The sequence below is a fragment of the Pseudomonas sp. Ors-4-3C genome (assembly GCF_055755035.1).
Map to the genome: position 1 here is coordinate 1938687 of NZ_CM146900.1, position 15789 is coordinate 1954475.

20 protein-coding genes are annotated in these 15789 nt (G+C 59.1%); 9 read left to right on the forward strand and 11 right to left on the reverse strand.

Annotated elements, in window-relative coordinates; translation table 11 throughout:
- Positions 1–12: 12 nt before the first annotated feature.
- Positions 13–1194: an MFS transporter gene (locus ACVHNU_RS08595; RefSeq protein WP_201137870.1), complete on the reverse strand. Its 1182-nt coding sequence runs from the start codon at positions 1192–1194 to the stop codon at positions 13–15.
- Positions 1195–1418: 224 nt separating this feature from the next.
- Positions 1419–3797, reverse strand: coding sequence for a DUF3772 domain-containing protein (locus ACVHNU_RS08600; RefSeq protein WP_473019458.1), 2379 nt, complete (start codon positions 3795–3797; stop codon positions 1419–1421).
- Between the two features lie 171 nt (positions 3798–3968).
- On the opposite strand from ACVHNU_RS08600, the gene ACVHNU_RS08605 reads away from it, so the two are divergent.
- On the forward strand, positions 3969–4547 hold the full coding sequence (locus ACVHNU_RS08605; protein WP_473019459.1) for a DUF4337 domain-containing protein: 579 nt from the start codon (positions 3969–3971) through the stop codon (positions 4545–4547).
- 66 nt (positions 4548–4613) lie between these two features.
- On the opposite strand, the gene ACVHNU_RS08610 is transcribed toward ACVHNU_RS08605, so the two are convergent.
- The 3 genes from ACVHNU_RS08610 to ACVHNU_RS08620 form a co-directional block, all read right to left on the reverse strand.
- Positions 4614–5450, reverse strand: coding sequence for a PhzF family phenazine biosynthesis protein (locus ACVHNU_RS08610; RefSeq protein ID WP_473019460.1), 837 nt, complete (start codon positions 5448–5450; stop codon positions 4614–4616).
- 69 nt (positions 5451–5519) lie between these two features.
- Positions 5520–5696 (reverse strand): GNAT family N-acetyltransferase, encoded by a 177-nt coding sequence (locus ACVHNU_RS08615; RefSeq protein WP_338801625.1) that lies wholly within the window; start codon positions 5694–5696, stop codon positions 5520–5522.
- Positions 5697–5801: 105 nt separating this feature from the next.
- Positions 5802–6080 (reverse strand): alpha/beta fold hydrolase, encoded by a 279-nt coding sequence (locus tag ACVHNU_RS08620; protein WP_473019461.1) that lies wholly within the window; start codon positions 6078–6080, stop codon positions 5802–5804.
- Positions 6081–6248: 168 nt separating this feature from the next.
- On the opposite strand from ACVHNU_RS08620, the gene ACVHNU_RS08625 reads away from it, so the two are divergent.
- On the forward strand, positions 6249–6845 hold the full coding sequence (locus ACVHNU_RS08625; protein WP_473019462.1) for a DJ-1/PfpI family protein: 597 nt from the start codon (positions 6249–6251) through the stop codon (positions 6843–6845).
- On the opposite strand, the gene ACVHNU_RS08630 is transcribed toward ACVHNU_RS08625, so the two are convergent.
- Both ACVHNU_RS08630 and ACVHNU_RS08635 read right to left on the reverse strand, forming a co-directional pair.
- Entirely contained in the window at positions 6840–7004 is a 165-nt protein-coding gene (locus ACVHNU_RS08630; protein ID WP_003224289.1) for a DUF2986 domain-containing protein, read from the reverse strand. The genes ACVHNU_RS08625 and ACVHNU_RS08630 overlap by 6 nt on opposite strands.
- Before the next feature lie 114 nt (positions 7005–7118).
- Positions 7119–8150, reverse strand: a complete 1032-nt coding sequence (locus tag ACVHNU_RS08635; protein ID WP_473019463.1) for an alpha/beta hydrolase family protein — start codon at positions 8148–8150, stop codon at positions 7119–7121.
- 223 nt (positions 8151–8373) lie between these two features.
- On the opposite strand from ACVHNU_RS08635, the gene ACVHNU_RS08640 reads away from it, so the two are divergent.
- The 3 genes from ACVHNU_RS08640 to ACVHNU_RS08650 all read left to right on the forward strand — a co-directional run bounded on the left by ACVHNU_RS08640 (position 8374) and on the right by ACVHNU_RS08650 (position 10903).
- Positions 8374–9069, forward strand: a complete 696-nt coding sequence (locus tag ACVHNU_RS08640) for a tRNA (adenine(22)-N(1))-methyltransferase (protein ID WP_473019464.1) — start codon at positions 8374–8376, stop codon at positions 9067–9069.
- 73 nt (positions 9070–9142) lie between these two features.
- Positions 9143–9586 carry a MerR family transcriptional regulator gene (locus tag ACVHNU_RS08645; protein WP_473019465.1) on the forward strand — a complete coding sequence of 148 codons (444 nt, stop codon included), beginning with the start codon at positions 9143–9145 and terminating at the stop codon, positions 9584–9586.
- An 84-nt stretch (positions 9587–9670) separates the two neighbouring features.
- Positions 9671–10903 (forward strand): NADH:flavin oxidoreductase/NADH oxidase family protein, encoded by a 1233-nt coding sequence (locus ACVHNU_RS08650; protein ID WP_473019466.1) that lies wholly within the window; start codon positions 9671–9673, stop codon positions 10901–10903.
- Between the two features lie 65 nt (positions 10904–10968).
- Here the strand turns inward: ACVHNU_RS08650 and ACVHNU_RS08655 are convergent, their stop codons facing one another.
- The gene (locus ACVHNU_RS08655) at positions 10969–11529 is read right to left on the reverse strand and encodes a fasciclin domain-containing protein (protein ID WP_003224301.1); all 561 of its coding nucleotides are present in this window, start codon (positions 11527–11529) and stop codon (positions 10969–10971) included.
- A 69-nt stretch (positions 11530–11598) separates the two neighbouring features.
- On the opposite strand from ACVHNU_RS08655, the gene ACVHNU_RS08660 reads away from it, so the two are divergent.
- Complete coding sequence (locus ACVHNU_RS08660; RefSeq protein ID WP_473020056.1) at positions 11599–12144, forward strand: GFA family protein; 546 nt, start codon at positions 11599–11601, stop codon at positions 12142–12144.
- A gap of 20 nt (positions 12145–12164) precedes the next feature.
- On the opposite strand, the gene ACVHNU_RS08665 is transcribed toward ACVHNU_RS08660, so the two are convergent.
- A complete protein-coding gene (locus ACVHNU_RS08665; RefSeq protein ID WP_473019467.1) occupies positions 12165–12422 on the reverse strand; it encodes a DUF1993 family protein in 258 nt (85 codons plus the stop codon).
- 160 nt (positions 12423–12582) lie between these two features.
- Here ACVHNU_RS08665 and ACVHNU_RS08670 point away from each other — a divergent pair, with 160 nt between their 5' ends.
- Positions 12583–13215 carry a LysE family translocator gene (locus tag ACVHNU_RS08670; protein WP_400496492.1) on the forward strand — a complete coding sequence of 211 codons (633 nt, stop codon included), beginning with the start codon at positions 12583–12585 and terminating at the stop codon, positions 13213–13215.
- A gap of 122 nt (positions 13216–13337) precedes the next feature.
- A complete protein-coding gene (locus ACVHNU_RS08675) occupies positions 13338–13649 on the forward strand; it encodes a hypothetical protein (protein WP_045122409.1) in 312 nt (103 codons plus the stop codon).
- 128 nt (positions 13650–13777) lie between these two features.
- On the opposite strand, the gene ACVHNU_RS08680 is transcribed toward ACVHNU_RS08675, so the two are convergent.
- Together ACVHNU_RS08680 and soxR are read right to left on the reverse strand one after the other, a co-directional pair.
- Positions 13778–14140, reverse strand: a complete 363-nt coding sequence (locus tag ACVHNU_RS08680) for a DUF6124 family protein (RefSeq protein ID WP_262143194.1) — start codon at positions 14138–14140, stop codon at positions 13778–13780.
- A gap of 598 nt (positions 14141–14738) precedes the next feature.
- The gene (gene soxR / locus ACVHNU_RS08685) at positions 14739–15215 is read right to left on the reverse strand and encodes a redox-sensitive transcriptional activator SoxR (protein WP_103486166.1); all 477 of its coding nucleotides are present in this window, start codon (positions 15213–15215) and stop codon (positions 14739–14741) included.
- Positions 15216–15341: 126 nt separating this feature from the next.
- On the opposite strand from soxR, the gene ACVHNU_RS08690 reads away from it, so the two are divergent.
- Positions 15342–15647 carry a DUF6506 family protein gene (locus ACVHNU_RS08690; RefSeq protein WP_003224312.1) on the forward strand — a complete coding sequence of 102 codons (306 nt, stop codon included), beginning with the start codon at positions 15342–15344 and terminating at the stop codon, positions 15645–15647.
- Positions 15648–15789: the final 142 nt, after the last annotated feature.

Below are 15789 nucleotides of genomic sequence, written 5' to 3' on the forward strand. Positions count from 1 at the left end.
ATGTAGGTTGGCTTACAGATTATCAGCCGTGCGATAGCGCGGCGTAGCGAACATTTGACTTAACACCAGCAGCAGCCCCAGCGCCGAGACTGCCGCACCTGTCAGCCCGACATGACTGAGGCCCACCTGGCTGATCGTCACGCCACCTAGCACTGAACCCAGCGCGATCCCCGAGTTGAACCCGGCAATGTTCAGCCCGGCCGCAACGCCATGTGCGTGCGGCACATGTCGTTCGGCGATTCCCAGCAGCCGGGCCTGCAAGGCCGGCACTGCAGCAAAGCTGAACATCCCCAACAAGCCGACGAGCAAGCCCATCATCCACGGCGAACCGGAGAAGCCCCACATGCCCGCTGTCACCCCTACGATCCCGGCAATCAACGCGGCGCTGGCGCGATCCACTCCCCAGGCATCGGTCAGTTTGCCGCCCAGTACATTGCCGATGGCTGCCATCGCGCCGTACAACAACATGAACACGCCGACAGTGGCGGCCGTGGTATGAGTGACTTCAGTCAGCATTGGCGCGATGTAGGTGTAGGCGACGAACGAACCGGCGTAGCCGAGCACAGTGACCAAGGCGCCGGCCAGCAACTTGCCGTTGAGCAGCGCTTTAAGGCTGTGCAACGCCGAGCTGCCGTCGGAAGCAGTCGGTAGCGGATCGCGCATGCCGAACAGCAAGCCGAAGAAACCAATCGCTCCGAACACGGCAATCGCCGCCAGCACCAGGCGCCACGACATTACGCCACCCAGATAGGTGCTGACAGGCACGCCAATCGCCATCGCCAGGGTAAACCCGCCAAACACCACTGCCACTGCGCTCCCTGCGCGACCCGGCCCGGCCAGACGCGCCGCGGTGCTTGAAGCCACCGCCAGGAACAGACCATGTCCCATGCCGGCGATGAATCGCGCTACCAGCATCAAGGTCAGCGAGGTTGCAAACGCCGCGGCGAGACTGCCGACGGTGAATACCAGAGCGGTCACCAGCATTACGTTCTTGCGCGACCAACTTGCGGTCAATGCACTGAAGACCGGTGCTGAGAAAGTGGCGCCCAAGGCATACGCAGTGATGGTTGCCCCGGTCGCCTCGACGTCGACGCCGAGACTGCGAGCCATGACGTCGGTGAGGCCGATCGGAACGAATTCCGCCAGACCCAAGGCAAAGGCGCTGAGGGTAAAGATGTAGATGACAAAGGGCATGGGAGCCTCGCTCAAGAAGGAATTTGGCGAGAGGCTAGGGATTGGTGACGCATAAGTGAAATTGGCGATTTCGCGTACTGGCATAAATAGATTTATACCTTGCCAGAATCCATACGCGGCACGAGAGCCTGCAGGCTCTGTCGAGTGCAACGAGGCTGTGATCTTTTGATGTCTGGATTTCAAGATCGACAGATCGCAGCGTGCCGCAACTCTTGCAAGGAGGATTACGTCGCTGGCGGTTTGGCCAGCGCGATGCCCTCGGCGCCCAACCGCTTGAGAATCTCGAACAGCAGATCACTCTTGGTCCCGCCCACAATCCGTGGGCTGCCGACGTAGCCGGTCACCGTCAAGGTGATGCCATCCGGCGAGAGTTTGCTGAAGCGTACGTACGACGCTGGTTTGTCGAGGATGTTTTCGTTTTCGCGGTAGGTGTTCAGCAGCAGTTCCTTGACCTGTTCGGGGTCGATGTCCAGTGGGAACATCAGCTCCAGGCTCGCCACCCCTTGGGCGCTGCCGCCGAGGGTGACGTTGCGCAGGTTCTGCGAGATCAGTTGCGAGTTGGGCACGATGACGATGGAGCGGTCGCTGAGCTGGATTTCCGTGGCGCGCACGTTGATTCGGCGGATATCGCCCTCGACGCCGCTGATGCTGATCAGGTCGCCGACCTTCACCGGGCGCTCGGTGAGCAGGATCAGCCCGGAGACGAAGTTCTTGACGATCTCCTGCAGGCCGAAGCCGATCCCCACCGACAGCGCACTGACGATCCACGCCAGATTGGTCCAGCGCACGCCCAGCGACGACAGCGTCAGGAGGATGACCGTGGCATAACCGATGTTGGAAAACAGCGTACTCAGCGACGCGCACATGCCCGGATCCATGTCGGTCTTGGGCAGGAACTCGTTGTCGAGCCAGCGGCGCAGGGCGCGGATCAGGTAGATGCCGATCAGCAGTGCCAGCACGGCATTGATCAAATGCGCGGGGACGATGTTCAGCTTGCGCAACCCGGCGCCGCCAAGGATGCCGAGGACATTGCTGGTCAACTGCCCGAACGTGGTGCCGATGCCGCCGACGAAGAGGGTAATCACCGCCAGCAACAGCAGCCCGGCGCGGCTGGCACCGGACAGCACAATCGAAATCTGCTCCAGCCGCCGGTCACCCATGCCCAGGGTTTGCTTGATGGTCTTGCCGGCCGAGTAGCGCGGCGAGAACAGGTATTCGCAGCCGTCCATGACCACCTGGATCAGCAGATAAAACCCGGACAACACGATATAGCCCCACACCAGTTCAAAGGTGATGAATCGGGCCAGCGACACGTAGCCGCTGAGCAAGGCCAGCGCCGACAAGCAAATGGACACTGCGGCAATGGTGTAGATCACCCCGGCAAACGTGTTGCCGGCGGTAGGGTCATTGGTGGTGAGCAACGCCTTGCGTACTTTGCCGATGCGCAAAAGCATTGGCACCAGTATCGCGATCACCATGATTGCGACCACCCCGCGCAGGGCTGTCACGATCTGGCTGCTCATGCCGGTGGCGTTGCTGACCTGCACCAGCGTCACCAGCACCAGCAGGATGGTCGCGAGAATCCTTGGATAGGGTCTCAGGGCCAGCGCCACCGAGTCGGCAATCGCCGGCAGCCGCCATGAGGGATGTCTGGTCGACAGCAGTGCGCGGCTCAACGCGGTGATCAGGACGCAGGCGTAAACGGCTTTTTCGAATTCCTCGGAAAAAGTCTGCAGCACCGGCGTCAGCGGTTCGTGGCGGGTGCAGGCGTAAAACAGCAGGTGCAGGGCGATGGCCGTGGTGCCAAGGGTCGCCAGCGCCGAAGCGAACGCCAGCGCGCTGCGGCGCAGGCGCCCCTCCGGCATGCGGTGGATGCACAGCCAGGTCAGGCCGCGCTCGGCGAGTCGGCGGCCGAGTGTCCAGAAAGCCAGCGCCAGCAGCACCAGCACACAGGTGAAAAAGCGCTGGCCGGGCGCCCAGACCGTGGCCCAAGTGAGGTTCACCTGATTGATGAAAAAATTCAGGCGCTGGCGGTCATCCGGCTCTGGCGACACCAATGGCGACCAGAAGTCCGGGCTCAGGATGCTGTCGGTGCGCAGGGTCAATTCGCTTTCAAGCAGCGTGCGGCGGATGCCGGCGATTTGCGTGATCAGATCAGCCGCGCTTTGTTTGAGCGCGGCAAGGCTTTTGAGCGTGGCGTCGACCTTGTTTTTCTGCTCGCCGAGCATCGCCCGTTGTGCGGCGATTTCCGCTTGTTCGGCGGCAATCTGCGTATCCGGCGCTGCGCCGAGCACCCCCAGTTGCACCGTCAATTGAGCTTGCTGCGGCAACAACGAAGCCGACAACCGATCAATGTCCAGAATGAACGTCTGTACCCGGTCTTGCGGGCCTTCGAGCTGGTTGTAGTTGTTGGCGGCGGAAATCTGCTGCTTCAACCCGTCGAGGCGCATTTGCAGGGCTTGCAGATCACTTTGTGAGACTTCCACCAGCGGTGCCGCAGTGGTCGCTGTGGGCGCCGGTAAATCCGCCGCCCACAGCGCCGAACCGCCCGGAACAAGCACGGTCAGCGCGACAAAAAACAATGACTTCAATGTGTTGCGCATGAGAGGGGCCGGTTCTCGTTGATCACACAATCTATGAGGTTAGGTGATCGAACCGGGCACGGCGGAAAATTTCAGGTGAGCAGGGTGGGCTCGCAGCGTGGCTTGCGTGTTTCGCTGTGGTTGTCCTCATAATGCCGCCCATCTCCAATCACCCATCCAAGTTCGACAGCCATGCCTGAAGAGTTCGAAGTCCCCAGCCCCCACGAGCAACATATCGAGCACACCACCCATCATGCCCATGCACTGGGCGATCGCTTTGCCAGCAAGATTGCGGTGATGACGGCGATCATGGCGACCGTCGGCGCCCTGATGAGTTATCAGGCCGGCTCGACGGAAAGTGAAGCGGCCATGGACAAAAACAACGCCGCTATCCAGAAGACCGAAGCCGCCAACGAATGGAACTACTACCAGGCCAAGTCCAGCCGGCAGAACCTGTCGGATCTGGCCAGCCATCTGCCGGGGCTGGATTCTGCCCACTATGCTGCCGAGGCGCGACGCTACGGGGAGCAGAAAGAGGAGGCGCGCAAGAAGGCCGAAGTGCTTGAGCAACAGGCGCGCGAGTGGGAGGAAAAATCTGAGCAGGTGCTGCACCAGCATCACCGCTGGGCCCAGGCCATGACGGCGATTCAAATCGCCATTTCACTGGCAGCCATTACCTTGCTGACGCGCAAGGAATGGCTGCGGCGCGTCTCGTTTGGCGCCGCCGGTGTCGGCGTCATGCTGGGATCGCTGGCCTGGCTGCACATTTGAGCGCCTTGGACTCCGGCGCGGGGTTGTGTTTATCGCGGGATTAATCGCCCCGGATTCCATGCTTCATCAAAAAACCACCCGGCCGGAAATACAGTGCTGAACGGCTCCGCCCACCCAGACGGTGCCGTCAACGCTTTCGATGTGCAGTCGGCCGCGGCGGCGCATGGTGGTGCCCTGGCTGACGGTGTAGCGCTCGCTGAGGATGCCTGCGCCGATCAGCCACTGACCCAGGCTCGCATTGAGGCTACCGGTGACGGCGTCTTCGGTGCATTCCTCGCCGATGAAGGCTCTGACTTCCACGTCCGTTTCAGCTTCTGCCCCTGCCCACGGCGCAATAACGCCGACATTCAGCCCCTGCAGCGCCGCGTAATCAGGCTTGATCGCCAGCACTTCTTCGCGACTCGCCAGCAACACGCCCGCCCAACCCGGGCCGTTGTCTACCCATTGGCTCTTGCGGATCTGCCCGGCGGCGAGGCCAAGGCCTTGTTCGATCAGGCGTAGTGTCATTGCCTCCAGCGGTCCGCTGCGCACCAGCGGTGGCGCGGAGAAGGCCAGTTGCGGGCCTTGCTTGCGTACCCGAATCAAACCTGCCGAGCACTCCTGAATAATCTCGACATGCTCAGGGTTGTCGTTGTGGGCCAGCCACACTTTGCAGCTGCCCAGAGTGGGGTGGCCAGCGAAGGGCAGTTCTCGCAGCGGGGTAAAAATGCGTACGCGGTAATGCGCTCCCGGCGTTTCGGGCTTCAGCAGAAAAGTGGTCTCACTGAGTTGCGTCCAGCGGGCAAACGCTTGCATCTGCTCGGTTGTCAGCTCATCGGCATTCACCACCACTGCCAGTGCATTGCCTTCGTAGGGTTGATCGGCGAATACATCGACTTGTTCGAATTGCAGAGCGCGTGGCATTGAATGTCCTTATAGGTTGAATCAGGGAAGATCTTTTTCACGGATGGATTCGAATCACGGCCGCTGTTGTCAGATGCCCGATTTCTCATAGAGCTTCTGCGCCAAAGTATTTGTGCGAAAAGCGCCCAATTGCAAGGGCACCTGGCGGGCAGCGGCTTGCAGCTGGAGCTTCTTTAGAATGCGCGAGCCGACGCCCTTGCTTTGGAGGATTACCTGGTCACTATCCGTGGCGGGGCGTACGGTCATGCTGGTCTCTGATTTGTGCTTTTGGCTTGGTGAGGCTAGTGGCTGCAACAATAAACGGCAATTCGGATCGATATGCCGCGCAGCATCTGACGGCCCCAAATACACTCAAAGCTCGACCCGCTGCAGAAACTTCCTGACCTCCAGCGAATACGCCGCCGGATGCGAGAATCTGAACATATGCCCGGTTCTTGGCATGACGACTTCCTGCGCGCCTTTTATGCCCTTCAGCAGAATCCCTGCAGCCTCTTTGCCGATCAGCTTGTCTTCCTCGGGCTTCAGGATCAGCGTCGGCACCTGCGCCGCACGACCGACGTGCCTTTCCGCCCAAAGCGCTTCAAGCACCACAAGATTGAGGTCGAAACGCGTCAGGTCCAGCGGCTTCATGGGGTACTGGCCTTTTCATCATTCGATGCACGTAACTGTCCTACAGGCGTGGGCTGAAAGCTACAGCGCCTCTCGGCTACAGCTGAAAATGTAGCCATGACAATTTTTTGATTGTCGTGATTCTCTGCTCTTACGATGCAGCATCGTCCATCAAGCTCGAGGCTCACCATGCACATCGCCATCCTGACCTTTGAAGGTTTCAACGAGCTGGATTCGCTGATCGCGTTCAGTATTCTCAACCGGGTCCAACAGCCCGGTTGGCGCGTGTCTGTCGCCAGTCCCACGGACAAGGTGCGCTCGATGAATGGCCTGTTGATTGAGGCACAGGCGTCATTGGAGGAGGCGTGCGACGCGGACGCGGTATTGGTGGGAAGCGGGCGGATGACCCGGGACGTGGTGGCGAATGCCGAATTGATGTCGCGTCTGCAGCTTGATCCGGCTCGCCAATTGTTGGGTGCCCAGTGTTCCGGCACGTTGATTCTGGCGAAGCTTGGCCTGCTGAACGAGGTACCGGCCTGTACGGATCTGATCACCAAACCCTGGGTGGAAGAGGCTGGCGTTGCCGTGCTCAACCAACCGTTCGTGGCCAATGGCAATGTCGCCACCGCAGGCGGGTGCTTGTCTTCGCAGTACCTGGCGGCCTGGTTCATTGCCCGTCTTGCCGGTGTGGAGGCCGCACGCAGCGCGCTTCACTATGTGGCACCGGTTGGCGAAAAAGAACTCTATGTCACGCGGGCAATGAGCAATATTTCAGCGTTTTTATAAAGTGTTTTCGCCGGTCTCAACCGGTTCGGCCGCCGCTTCAGCCGCCATCTTCGCGCGGTCAGCCTTGCTGATGTACTTGGGCTTTTTCGGCGCGAGTTTGGCGCTGGCCTTTTTGGCCTTTTCCTTGAACAACTGCTGCAGTTTCTTTTGGCGGTTCATGTTTCTACTCGGTGAAGGGGAGCCGGGCATATGCCCATCAAGCGCGCATTAAAACCGGCTCGGAGCGATTTGGCGAGTCGCTTGCAGCGATGCAGGATCAAACGGCTGCCCGGATCATGGCTTCGACGTCGCCAGAAAGTCGCTGATCAGCGCCACCACCTGCTTCTGGATCACTTCACGCGGTCGCGCATTGTCGCGTTCCTGGCAAATGACGCCATCGCCCGATGCGTCTTCCTCGAGCATCTCGATCGCGCCCGGTTTGCAGATCGACGTGAAGCTGAAGTGGGTGGCGTCGTTGATCTCGACATAACGAGTGGTGGCCGCTGGCAAGCGTTTGGCCAGATCGGCGGACTCCAGTTGCGCCGGAAGATCTTCGGAAGGTGCGCCGGCGGCAATCACCAGTGCCGGTACGGGGAGCGCCGCGAGGCTTGCGTCGGTCATGCCGCGTGACAGGCCCAGGTCCAGCGAAACGATGGCGCTGACCGGTTTGTAGCGCCGGTCGGCAGCGAGGTCGGCTTTGGCTTGCGCTGTGCTGGCGGGATTCATCTGCCGGTAGACGCTGCAACTGGCGAGCTGCGCATGGGCTTTGCAGTCCTCGGCAAAGCGCTCGGGGTCGAAGCGAGCGCCGGCGATTTCCAGAGCCGTCCAGCCACCGAGCGAATGACCGACGACGGCAATCCGCTGCGGCGCCACTGCGCCAAATTTTCCCGGCTGGGCCACAACGGCTTCGATGACCCGCCGCAGATCAACTGGCCGCTGCCACAACTGCGCTGCTGCTTGCGGACTTCGGTCGTGGGTGGTGCTGCCGGGATGGTTGACCGCCGCGACGATGTAACCTTGATCCGCCAAGGCACTGGCCAGCCACATCTGGTTGCTCCAGTTGCCCCGATAACCATGGGAAAGCACCACCAGCGGGTGCTCGCCGGCAGTCGGCGGCGCATCGCGCACGGCAGAGGCACTGACGAACACCGGACTGTCGTCGATCACTTGCGCGGTTGCATGGGTCGTCGCCGGGTACCAGACAACCATTTCCAGCGGCCGCTGCGGGTCTGGCAGGGTTGTGCTGTGGAAGCCGATGGGGTGGGAATCCGCGAGTGCGTTGGTGGAGAGGCCAATCAGAAGCAGGGCGCCGAGAGCTGTTTTCAAGGTTGATGTCTTCCATGAATGCGTTTGTTGTTTTGAGGTACGGCTGCGCGCAGGTTAGTAGACCGGTTGCAAAGAAGATAGCGGATGTCTCGCCCGTGCTGTAACAGGCCGAATCCGAACAAGACCGCGCTTGCCCGGATTTGAAATACCCACCATTGCCCGCTACAGTCGCGCCCCTTGTCCGGCCAGCAGCGCCGGCGATGGCTGGGGAAGAGGGCGGCAGTTGAACGAACACACATTGTCCATGCGTCTGGAGCGGGTGGCGGCGCATGTGCCGGCCGGCGCGCGGTTGGCGGATATCGGCTCGGACCACGGCTATCTGCCGGTGGCCCTGATGCGCCGTGGCGCCATCGTTTCGGCGGTGGCCGGCGAGGTGGCGTTGACGCCGTTCCATGCAGCGGTGCGCACTGTGCGCGATAACGATCTTCAGCAGCACATCAGCGTGCGTCTGGCCAGCGGTCTGGCGGCGATCGAGCCGTCCGACGGGATTACCGCGATCAGCCTCTGCGGCATGGGCGGCGAGACGATTCGCGACATCCTCGACAGCGGCAAGGCGCGCATGAGCGGGCACGAACGGCTGATCCTGCAACCCAACGGCGGCGAACAACCCCTGCGCCAATGGCTGATGGACAACGGCTACCGCATCCTCGACGAGGAAGTGCTGCAGGAAAACCGCTTCTTCTACGAAATCATCGTCACCGAGCGCAGCGGCCCGCTGAGCTACAGCGCCGAACAGTTGTACTTCGGCCCGTTGCAGATGCAGGCGCGCAGCCCGGCATTCCTCGCCAAATGGCAGCGTTCGTTAAGGCAGAAACAGAAAACCCTGAACAGCTTCAAACAGGCGCGTCAGGCTGTGCCCGAGGAGAAGCTGGAAGAGGTTGCGCGACAGGTGCAGTGGATTACTGAGCTGTTGGCTTGATCTGCCGTGTTGGCTGTTGCACCCCTTCAGGTTTAAAGTCAGCTTCAAGGTTAACGTTCTTGCGGAGTCGGACATGAGAATCGGTGAACTGGCGAAAATCAGCGGGCTGGCGCCGTCGCGTATCCGTTTTTACGAGGCGAGCGGGTTGATCACTTCGGTCGCGCGCAAAGCCAACGGCTATCGCGATTACGCTCCCGACACCCAATGGGTATTGCAGATCATCACTGGTGCGCAGGCGGCGGGTTTCTCCCTGGAGGAAATCCGTCAGTTGATGCCGATGAACGCGAGTGGCTGGCAGCACGAGCAGTTGCTCAATGGCCTCAAGCAAAAGGTCGAAGAAATCGATGTTCTGCAGCAACGCCTGACGCAGAACAAAGCGCAACTTCAGCTCGTCATCCAGGGCATTGAAGACAAGCCCATGGGCGTGGCGTGTGCGGACAATGCGCAAATGCTGATAAATCGTCTGCGCGAACAAGGTGTGGTGAGCGCAGCAGAGCGTCGCGATGTGGCGCGTTGAAGCGCGAATCAGCTAAAAAAGGCTATTGACCTTAAAGTTGACTTCAATCTTATGGTGGCCTCATCTCCAGTTGAGGACTGCCCCATGAATGTGTTCGACCCCCTGACCTTACCCAACGGTTCGACCATCAAGAACCGCATCGCCAAAGCCGCCATGGAAGAAAACATGGCGGACGCCGACCAGGCGCCCTCCGCCGAACTGATGCGTCTGTATCAAGCGTGGGCCGACGGTGGTGCCGGGCTGATCATCACCGGCAACGTGATGGTCGACGGCCGCGCCATGACCGGGCCGGGGGGCGTGGTGCTGCAGGATGATCAGCCACTCGACAAGTTCAAGCGCTGGGCGCGGATTGGCCGTTCTGCCGGTGCGCAGTTCTGGTTGCAGATCAATCATCCGGGGCGCCAGATGCAGTCCAACCTCGGGCAGAAAACCTGGGCGCCATCCGCTGTGGCGCTGGAGTTGGGCAAACTGTCCAAGCGTTTCGCCACGCCCCACGCCATGACCGCCAGTGTGATCAAGGACGTCATCCAGCGCTTTGCGCGCACCGCACGCCTGGGTGAACAGGCCGGCTTCACTGGCGTGGAAATCCACGCCGCCCACGGCTATCTGTTGAGCCAGTTTCTCTCGCCACTGACCAATCAAAGGACGGACGAGTGGGGTGGCTCACTGGAGAACCGCGCGCGGTTGTTGGTCGAGGTCGTCAAGGCAGTCAGGGCGGTGGTTTCTGCAGAGTTTGCCGTAGCGGTGAAACTTAATTCCGCCGATTTCCAGCGCGGCGGATTCACCGCTGACGATGCGAAAAAGGTCGTTGAACTGCTCAACGGTCTGGGCGTGGATCTGGTGGAACTGTCCGGCGGCAGCTACGAAGTCCCGGCCATGCAGGGTGAGGCGCGCGATGGTCGAACCTTGGCTCGCGAGGCCTATTTCGTCGAATTTGCTCGGGATATTCAGACCGTTGCGAAAATGCCGGTGATGGTCACCGGCGGCATCCGCCGTCGTCCAGTTGCCGAAAGCGTCGTGCAGAGTGGGGTGGACATGGTCGGAATCGGTACCGCATTAGCCATCGATCCGCACCTGCCGCGCGACTGGCAGCAGGGTAAGGACAACGCCCCGCAATTACCGCCGATCACTTGGAAAAACAAGGCCATCGCCGCCTTGGCGAACATGGCGGTGGTGAAGTTTCAGCTGGGTAAACTGAGTCGGGCGCAAAAGCCTGATCCGAGCGTGTCACCGTTGCGGGCGCTGATTTTGCAGCAGATCGCCATGGCGTTTCGCACCCGGCAATATCGGCGCTGGGTGGAAAAACGTTCGGCGTGAGTCGGTAGTTCTTTCAATCGTGACTTTGGCGGGACTCTTTGATGAGTACCCGCCAAGTCAGCCAGTCAATTCGGCATCAGCACCGTATCGACCACGTGAATCACGCCATTGGATTGCATGACGTCAGCGATGGTAACGGCAGCTTTGCCGCCCTTGGCGTCCTGCACCCATAGCTTGCCGTCGTGCAGCATCACGGTCAGCGATTCGCCCTGGACGGTTTTCAGCATCACTTTGCCGCCGTGCATTTTGGCGTCGTCCATCAGCTGTTTGGCCGTGTGAGTGCCGGCGACGACGTGGTAAGTCAGGATCTTGGTCAGATCCGCCTTGTGTTCAGGCTTGACCAATGTATCGACTGTGCCGGCGGGCAGTTTTGCGAAGGCTTCGTTGGTGGGGGCGAAGACGGTGAACGGTCCCTTGCTGTTGAGCGTATCCACCAGCCCGGCGGCCTTGACCGCAGCGACCAGTGTCGTGTGATCCTTGGAGTTGACTGCGTTTTCGACGATGGTCTTGGTCGGATACATGGCCGCGCCGCCAACCATCACGGTATCGGCGGCAAAGCTGGATCCGGCGCCGAGGCAGAGCAGGGTGAAGCAAGCGACAGCAAGGCGTTTGATGAGCATGTGCATGGTGCGTCTCCTTGATTCTTCGACCCTTCGAATGAGGGTGTTGAATGTACGGAGCAGGGAGTGAAACGGATGCAGAGCAGCGCGGAAAACTTTGGTTTTTCATCTGGTTCATTAGAATGCTGCTTTGACCATAAGAAACTTCAGCATGGATGTGCAAGCGCTCGTCCAAAGGAGATCCCCATGACAACAGGGCAGTGTCTTTGCGCCGCAGTACGCTTTTCCCTTACCGTGGAACCGCGCTTTTTCTATCGCTGCCATTGCTCTCTGTGCCGTAAGCAAACCGGTGTCGGGTTCAACCTCGCCACGCTGGTCAACGCTCGGGATTTTTGCTGGGAGGCAGGGCAGGACGCGATCAGCAGTTGGATCAGACCCAGCGGCTACAGGAACGACTTCTGCGCACAATGCGGTTCGACCGTGCCGAATCCACTTCGCGAATCGCCTTACGTGTGGATTCCGCTCGGACTGCTCGATGAGGATCTGAACGTGGAATGTGTGGGTGATTTTTGCGTGGACGATGCGATGTCATGGGATACGCAGCGCTCGGCGCAGAGTCATCACGGTGCGGTGGAGTCACTGGAATTTCTTCTGCAAGAGCTCCGGGTCAACCCTGATTGACCCCGAAGCCTGACCTGCAATCACTTCCGCAAATAAGCAAACATGTGCTGCACATAATCCGCCTTGCCCAGCGGCACGCCATTGTGGCGCAGGATGTTGTACGCCGTGATCAGGTGGAAGTAGAACTGTGGCATTGCCCAGTCCACGGCGAATTCGCTGCCGCTCATGTCGAAGGCGATGCCGTTGGGCAACTCGATTGAGATCTGTCGCTCAGCGCTTGTGTGAAACGAGGGATGGTCATTGCGTAGATCGACATGGTTATTCCCTTTAGTAGTCATTCGAGCGTGAGGCTTCAGTGGCGAAGGGTAGTCGATTCGCTATCGAAAAGGCCGCGACATCACACTTTCCGAATGAGCCTCCCCACGGGATTTACCGTTCGGTAAACTGCCTCGACTCGCCCGCAAGGCGACCCAGACAATAAAAACGCCGAGGCCCCCCATGATCGATCTTTCCGTAGCACTCCTGTTCGCCGGCGCCTGCTTCGCGCTGGCCCTGACCCCCGGCCCGGACATGCTGCTGATCGCCTCCCGAAGCCTGAGCCAGGGCCGCGCATCGGGCTTCGTCTCCCTCGCCGGCATTCAGGCCGGCACCTACTGCCACGCACTGGCAGCCGCCCTCGGGTTGTCGCAACTGGTCGCCACCGTGCCCGCCGCCTACGACATCATCCGCTTCGCCGGCGCCGCGTACCTGGCATTCCTGGCGTGGAAAGCCTTCACCAGCGACGTATCACCCTTGGCCACAACCGAAACCCTGCCAGCCACCCCGTTGCTGCGTATCTTCCGCCAAGGATTGGTGACCAATCTGCTCAATCCGAAAATGGCGCTGTTTGTGCTGGCGTTGTTTCCGCAGTTCATTGATCCGGGGAAAGGCTCGCTGGTGCTGCAGATGTTGGTGTTTGCGACAATCCTGAATGTGATCGGATTGCTGGTGAATGGGGCGGTGATTGTTTTGGCCAGCAAGGTTGGGAACAAGCTGGCGAGTAATGCGCGGATCGCGCGGCGGTTGAATCAGGTGTTGGGGGCGGTGTTTTTTGGCTTGGCTTGTCGGTTGGCGCTGTTTTCCGGGCGGTAGGGTGGGGCTGCTTCAGGTCTAAAGCGGACGTCCAAGGCTAACTTTTTTCAACCCAAAGCGGTCATCATCATGTTCCAGTATTATTGCGCCGATGCTCGGACTGCTCATAGGTAGGTTGATGTATGGCCAGAAGCGTTAGGCTTCAACAGAAACTTCATTCAAAGTATCTCGTTGAGGTAGCCGGAGAGGTGGTGCTTGATGATTGCCTTGTTGAAAAGCTATGGGCGCTCAACAGAGGTGACAGGTTTGAGTTGAATTCACGCTCCTTCAGTTTTGGACCTGTTCAAAAATACCGCTTGGAATACGTGATAACGAGAGGACCGATTTCTGGGCATTGGCTTTACAAAGAATTTGACCCAAAGGAACTGACATTATTTTTTACGGCAAAAGACTTTGCCGGCATTTGCCATGGCTGGACCTTGTTTGACGAGTGACCACTCAGCGTTAGCTTTCTGGGAGGCTGCTTCTGGCCGTCAGCGGTCGGGTGCGAACGTCCGCTTCTGGCCGAAATCCGCCGTTCGTAAACGTCCGTGACGGAAATGTCCCGCCACGGACCAGTCACCTACTTCACCAACTCAACCCTATCTAGCGCCCGATTCACCGCTAACTCCCCAAGCATCACCACCTGCGCAATCCCCAACAGCGTTTTGCGCATCGGTCCTTCCACCAGTGCAGCCACATCCCCGAGCATGACCGTCGCCGAGGCGAGTGATTCGCAGGCGTTGGCGAGAAGGGATTCGGTGTCGGTGTCGGGATTGACGAGAAACATGCTGTTGGTTTGGTAAGGGGTTGCCATGATCGCGGCGGAAGGGCTGAGGTAGTGGTCGAGGGCGCGTTCGGCGGCTTCGTGGAGTTTCTTTGAATCGAGAGATTCGTAGGGGGAGGCCGGATCGGTGTCTGGCGGGTTTGGCGTTACTTTGACCATGTTCTTCTTTTTCCTGTTTGTTGGCGGCCACTCCGAGCTACTAAACAGGGGGTGGCAGCTGTGCGCAGGTTAGTAGACCGGGGAAAAGAAGAAAGCCGGCGCGCCCGAGGGCGCCCTACACACAGCCGCCATCAAGTGCAGGTAGGAAAATACCTGACTGACGGACGCGCATGCGCTTTCATTTACCACGGGCTACTAAACCCGATCACTGAGAATCAGTGACCGACACAAGTTACCGATGGCTCTCCAGGCGCACAAGCCGGCGGATTCTGGCGTAGTCGTAGGCAACGGCGCAAGGCGTTGTAGCCTTCAGGGCGTAACGCGGGGTGTCTGTTAAACGCCAGGCAAAAACCGTTAAACGCAGGATGGTGGGAAGTCGGCCCGCGCATGACGCTGACGTTGTGATTGAGTGCGTACAGGCACGTGAAGAAGGGGAGGCCAGAACGCATTGCCAGCCATCCACCGCGCTTTAGTTGAAAACGCGGTCGCCACGCCAGAAGCGGCGCCTCACACTTGAATCTCCCTTTCATTCATTGAATTATGAGGTTTGGCCCGGTCTGACTTCTTCGCTTTTCACTCTGGGAACACAAAGGGCTGATTACGTATTCAGCCTTTTCTCAAGTTCCTGATCAAATATCACGGCACCCGAATTCTTTTCGCCCAGCGAATCCTGTGGATTGAGTAGCGGGCATTCACCCATGGTCAGACAACCGCAGCCAATGCAGCCCTCCAGACTGGTCGACAGCTTTGTCAGTTGTTCGATGCGGCGCTTCAGGGAGGATGCCCAGTCTTTCGACACCGTCTCCCATTCCTTGGCTGAAGCCTTCCGGTCATGGGGGATGGGTTCAAGGGCAGTCTTGATTTCCGCCAGCGAAATCCCGCTGGCTTGCGCGATTCGAATGATCGCGATCCGGCGAAGCGTGCCACGCGCATAAACCCGATGATTGCCGGCTGTGCGCTGAGACGCCAACAAGCCTTTCGACTCATAAAAATGAAGCGTGGAGACAGAGAGACCGCTTCGTTTTGCGACCTGGCCCACACTCAGGTTTTGATGGTCAGTAATTCTTTCCTGCATGGCTATTGACCTCAAGCATTCTTGAGGTTTTAGAGTGTAACCACCGCAGAGAAAAAAACAACTTCAGCCAAGTGGTCACCCGCTTGGCGGTTTCTCTGTGACTTACTCAGCATGGAGATTAGTTAGATGGTCAGTTGGGCATTTATTTTTGAAGCACCGGAAACCAACCCCGAAACCGATCGATTCGTCATCGACCGCGCGGGCCGGCGTAATACGATCGTCGCTGTACCCGAGCAACACGACGCTGTTCAAGTTGCCGTAGATTTGGTCAAGGATGGCGTTCAGTTCATAGAACTGTGCGGTGGCTTCGAGCCTGTCTGGGTAGGGAAAATCATTGAAGCGACGGGAGGAACCATTCCCGTCGGCAACGTGGGTTTTTCGGGCGGAGCATCGGTTGCCAGGCTTGTTGAAATCTTTGCTGAAGAAAAATAGTTTTGAACTGAAATCACGGTGGGGACTGTTTTCTTGCTCGAAATCAGTCTGTCTGATCGATTTTTAATCTTGCATAAAGACACCCACCGTTAATTCAGCAAAGCTACATCGCTTGTGCTCCGGTAAACTGAAAGGCACCGGC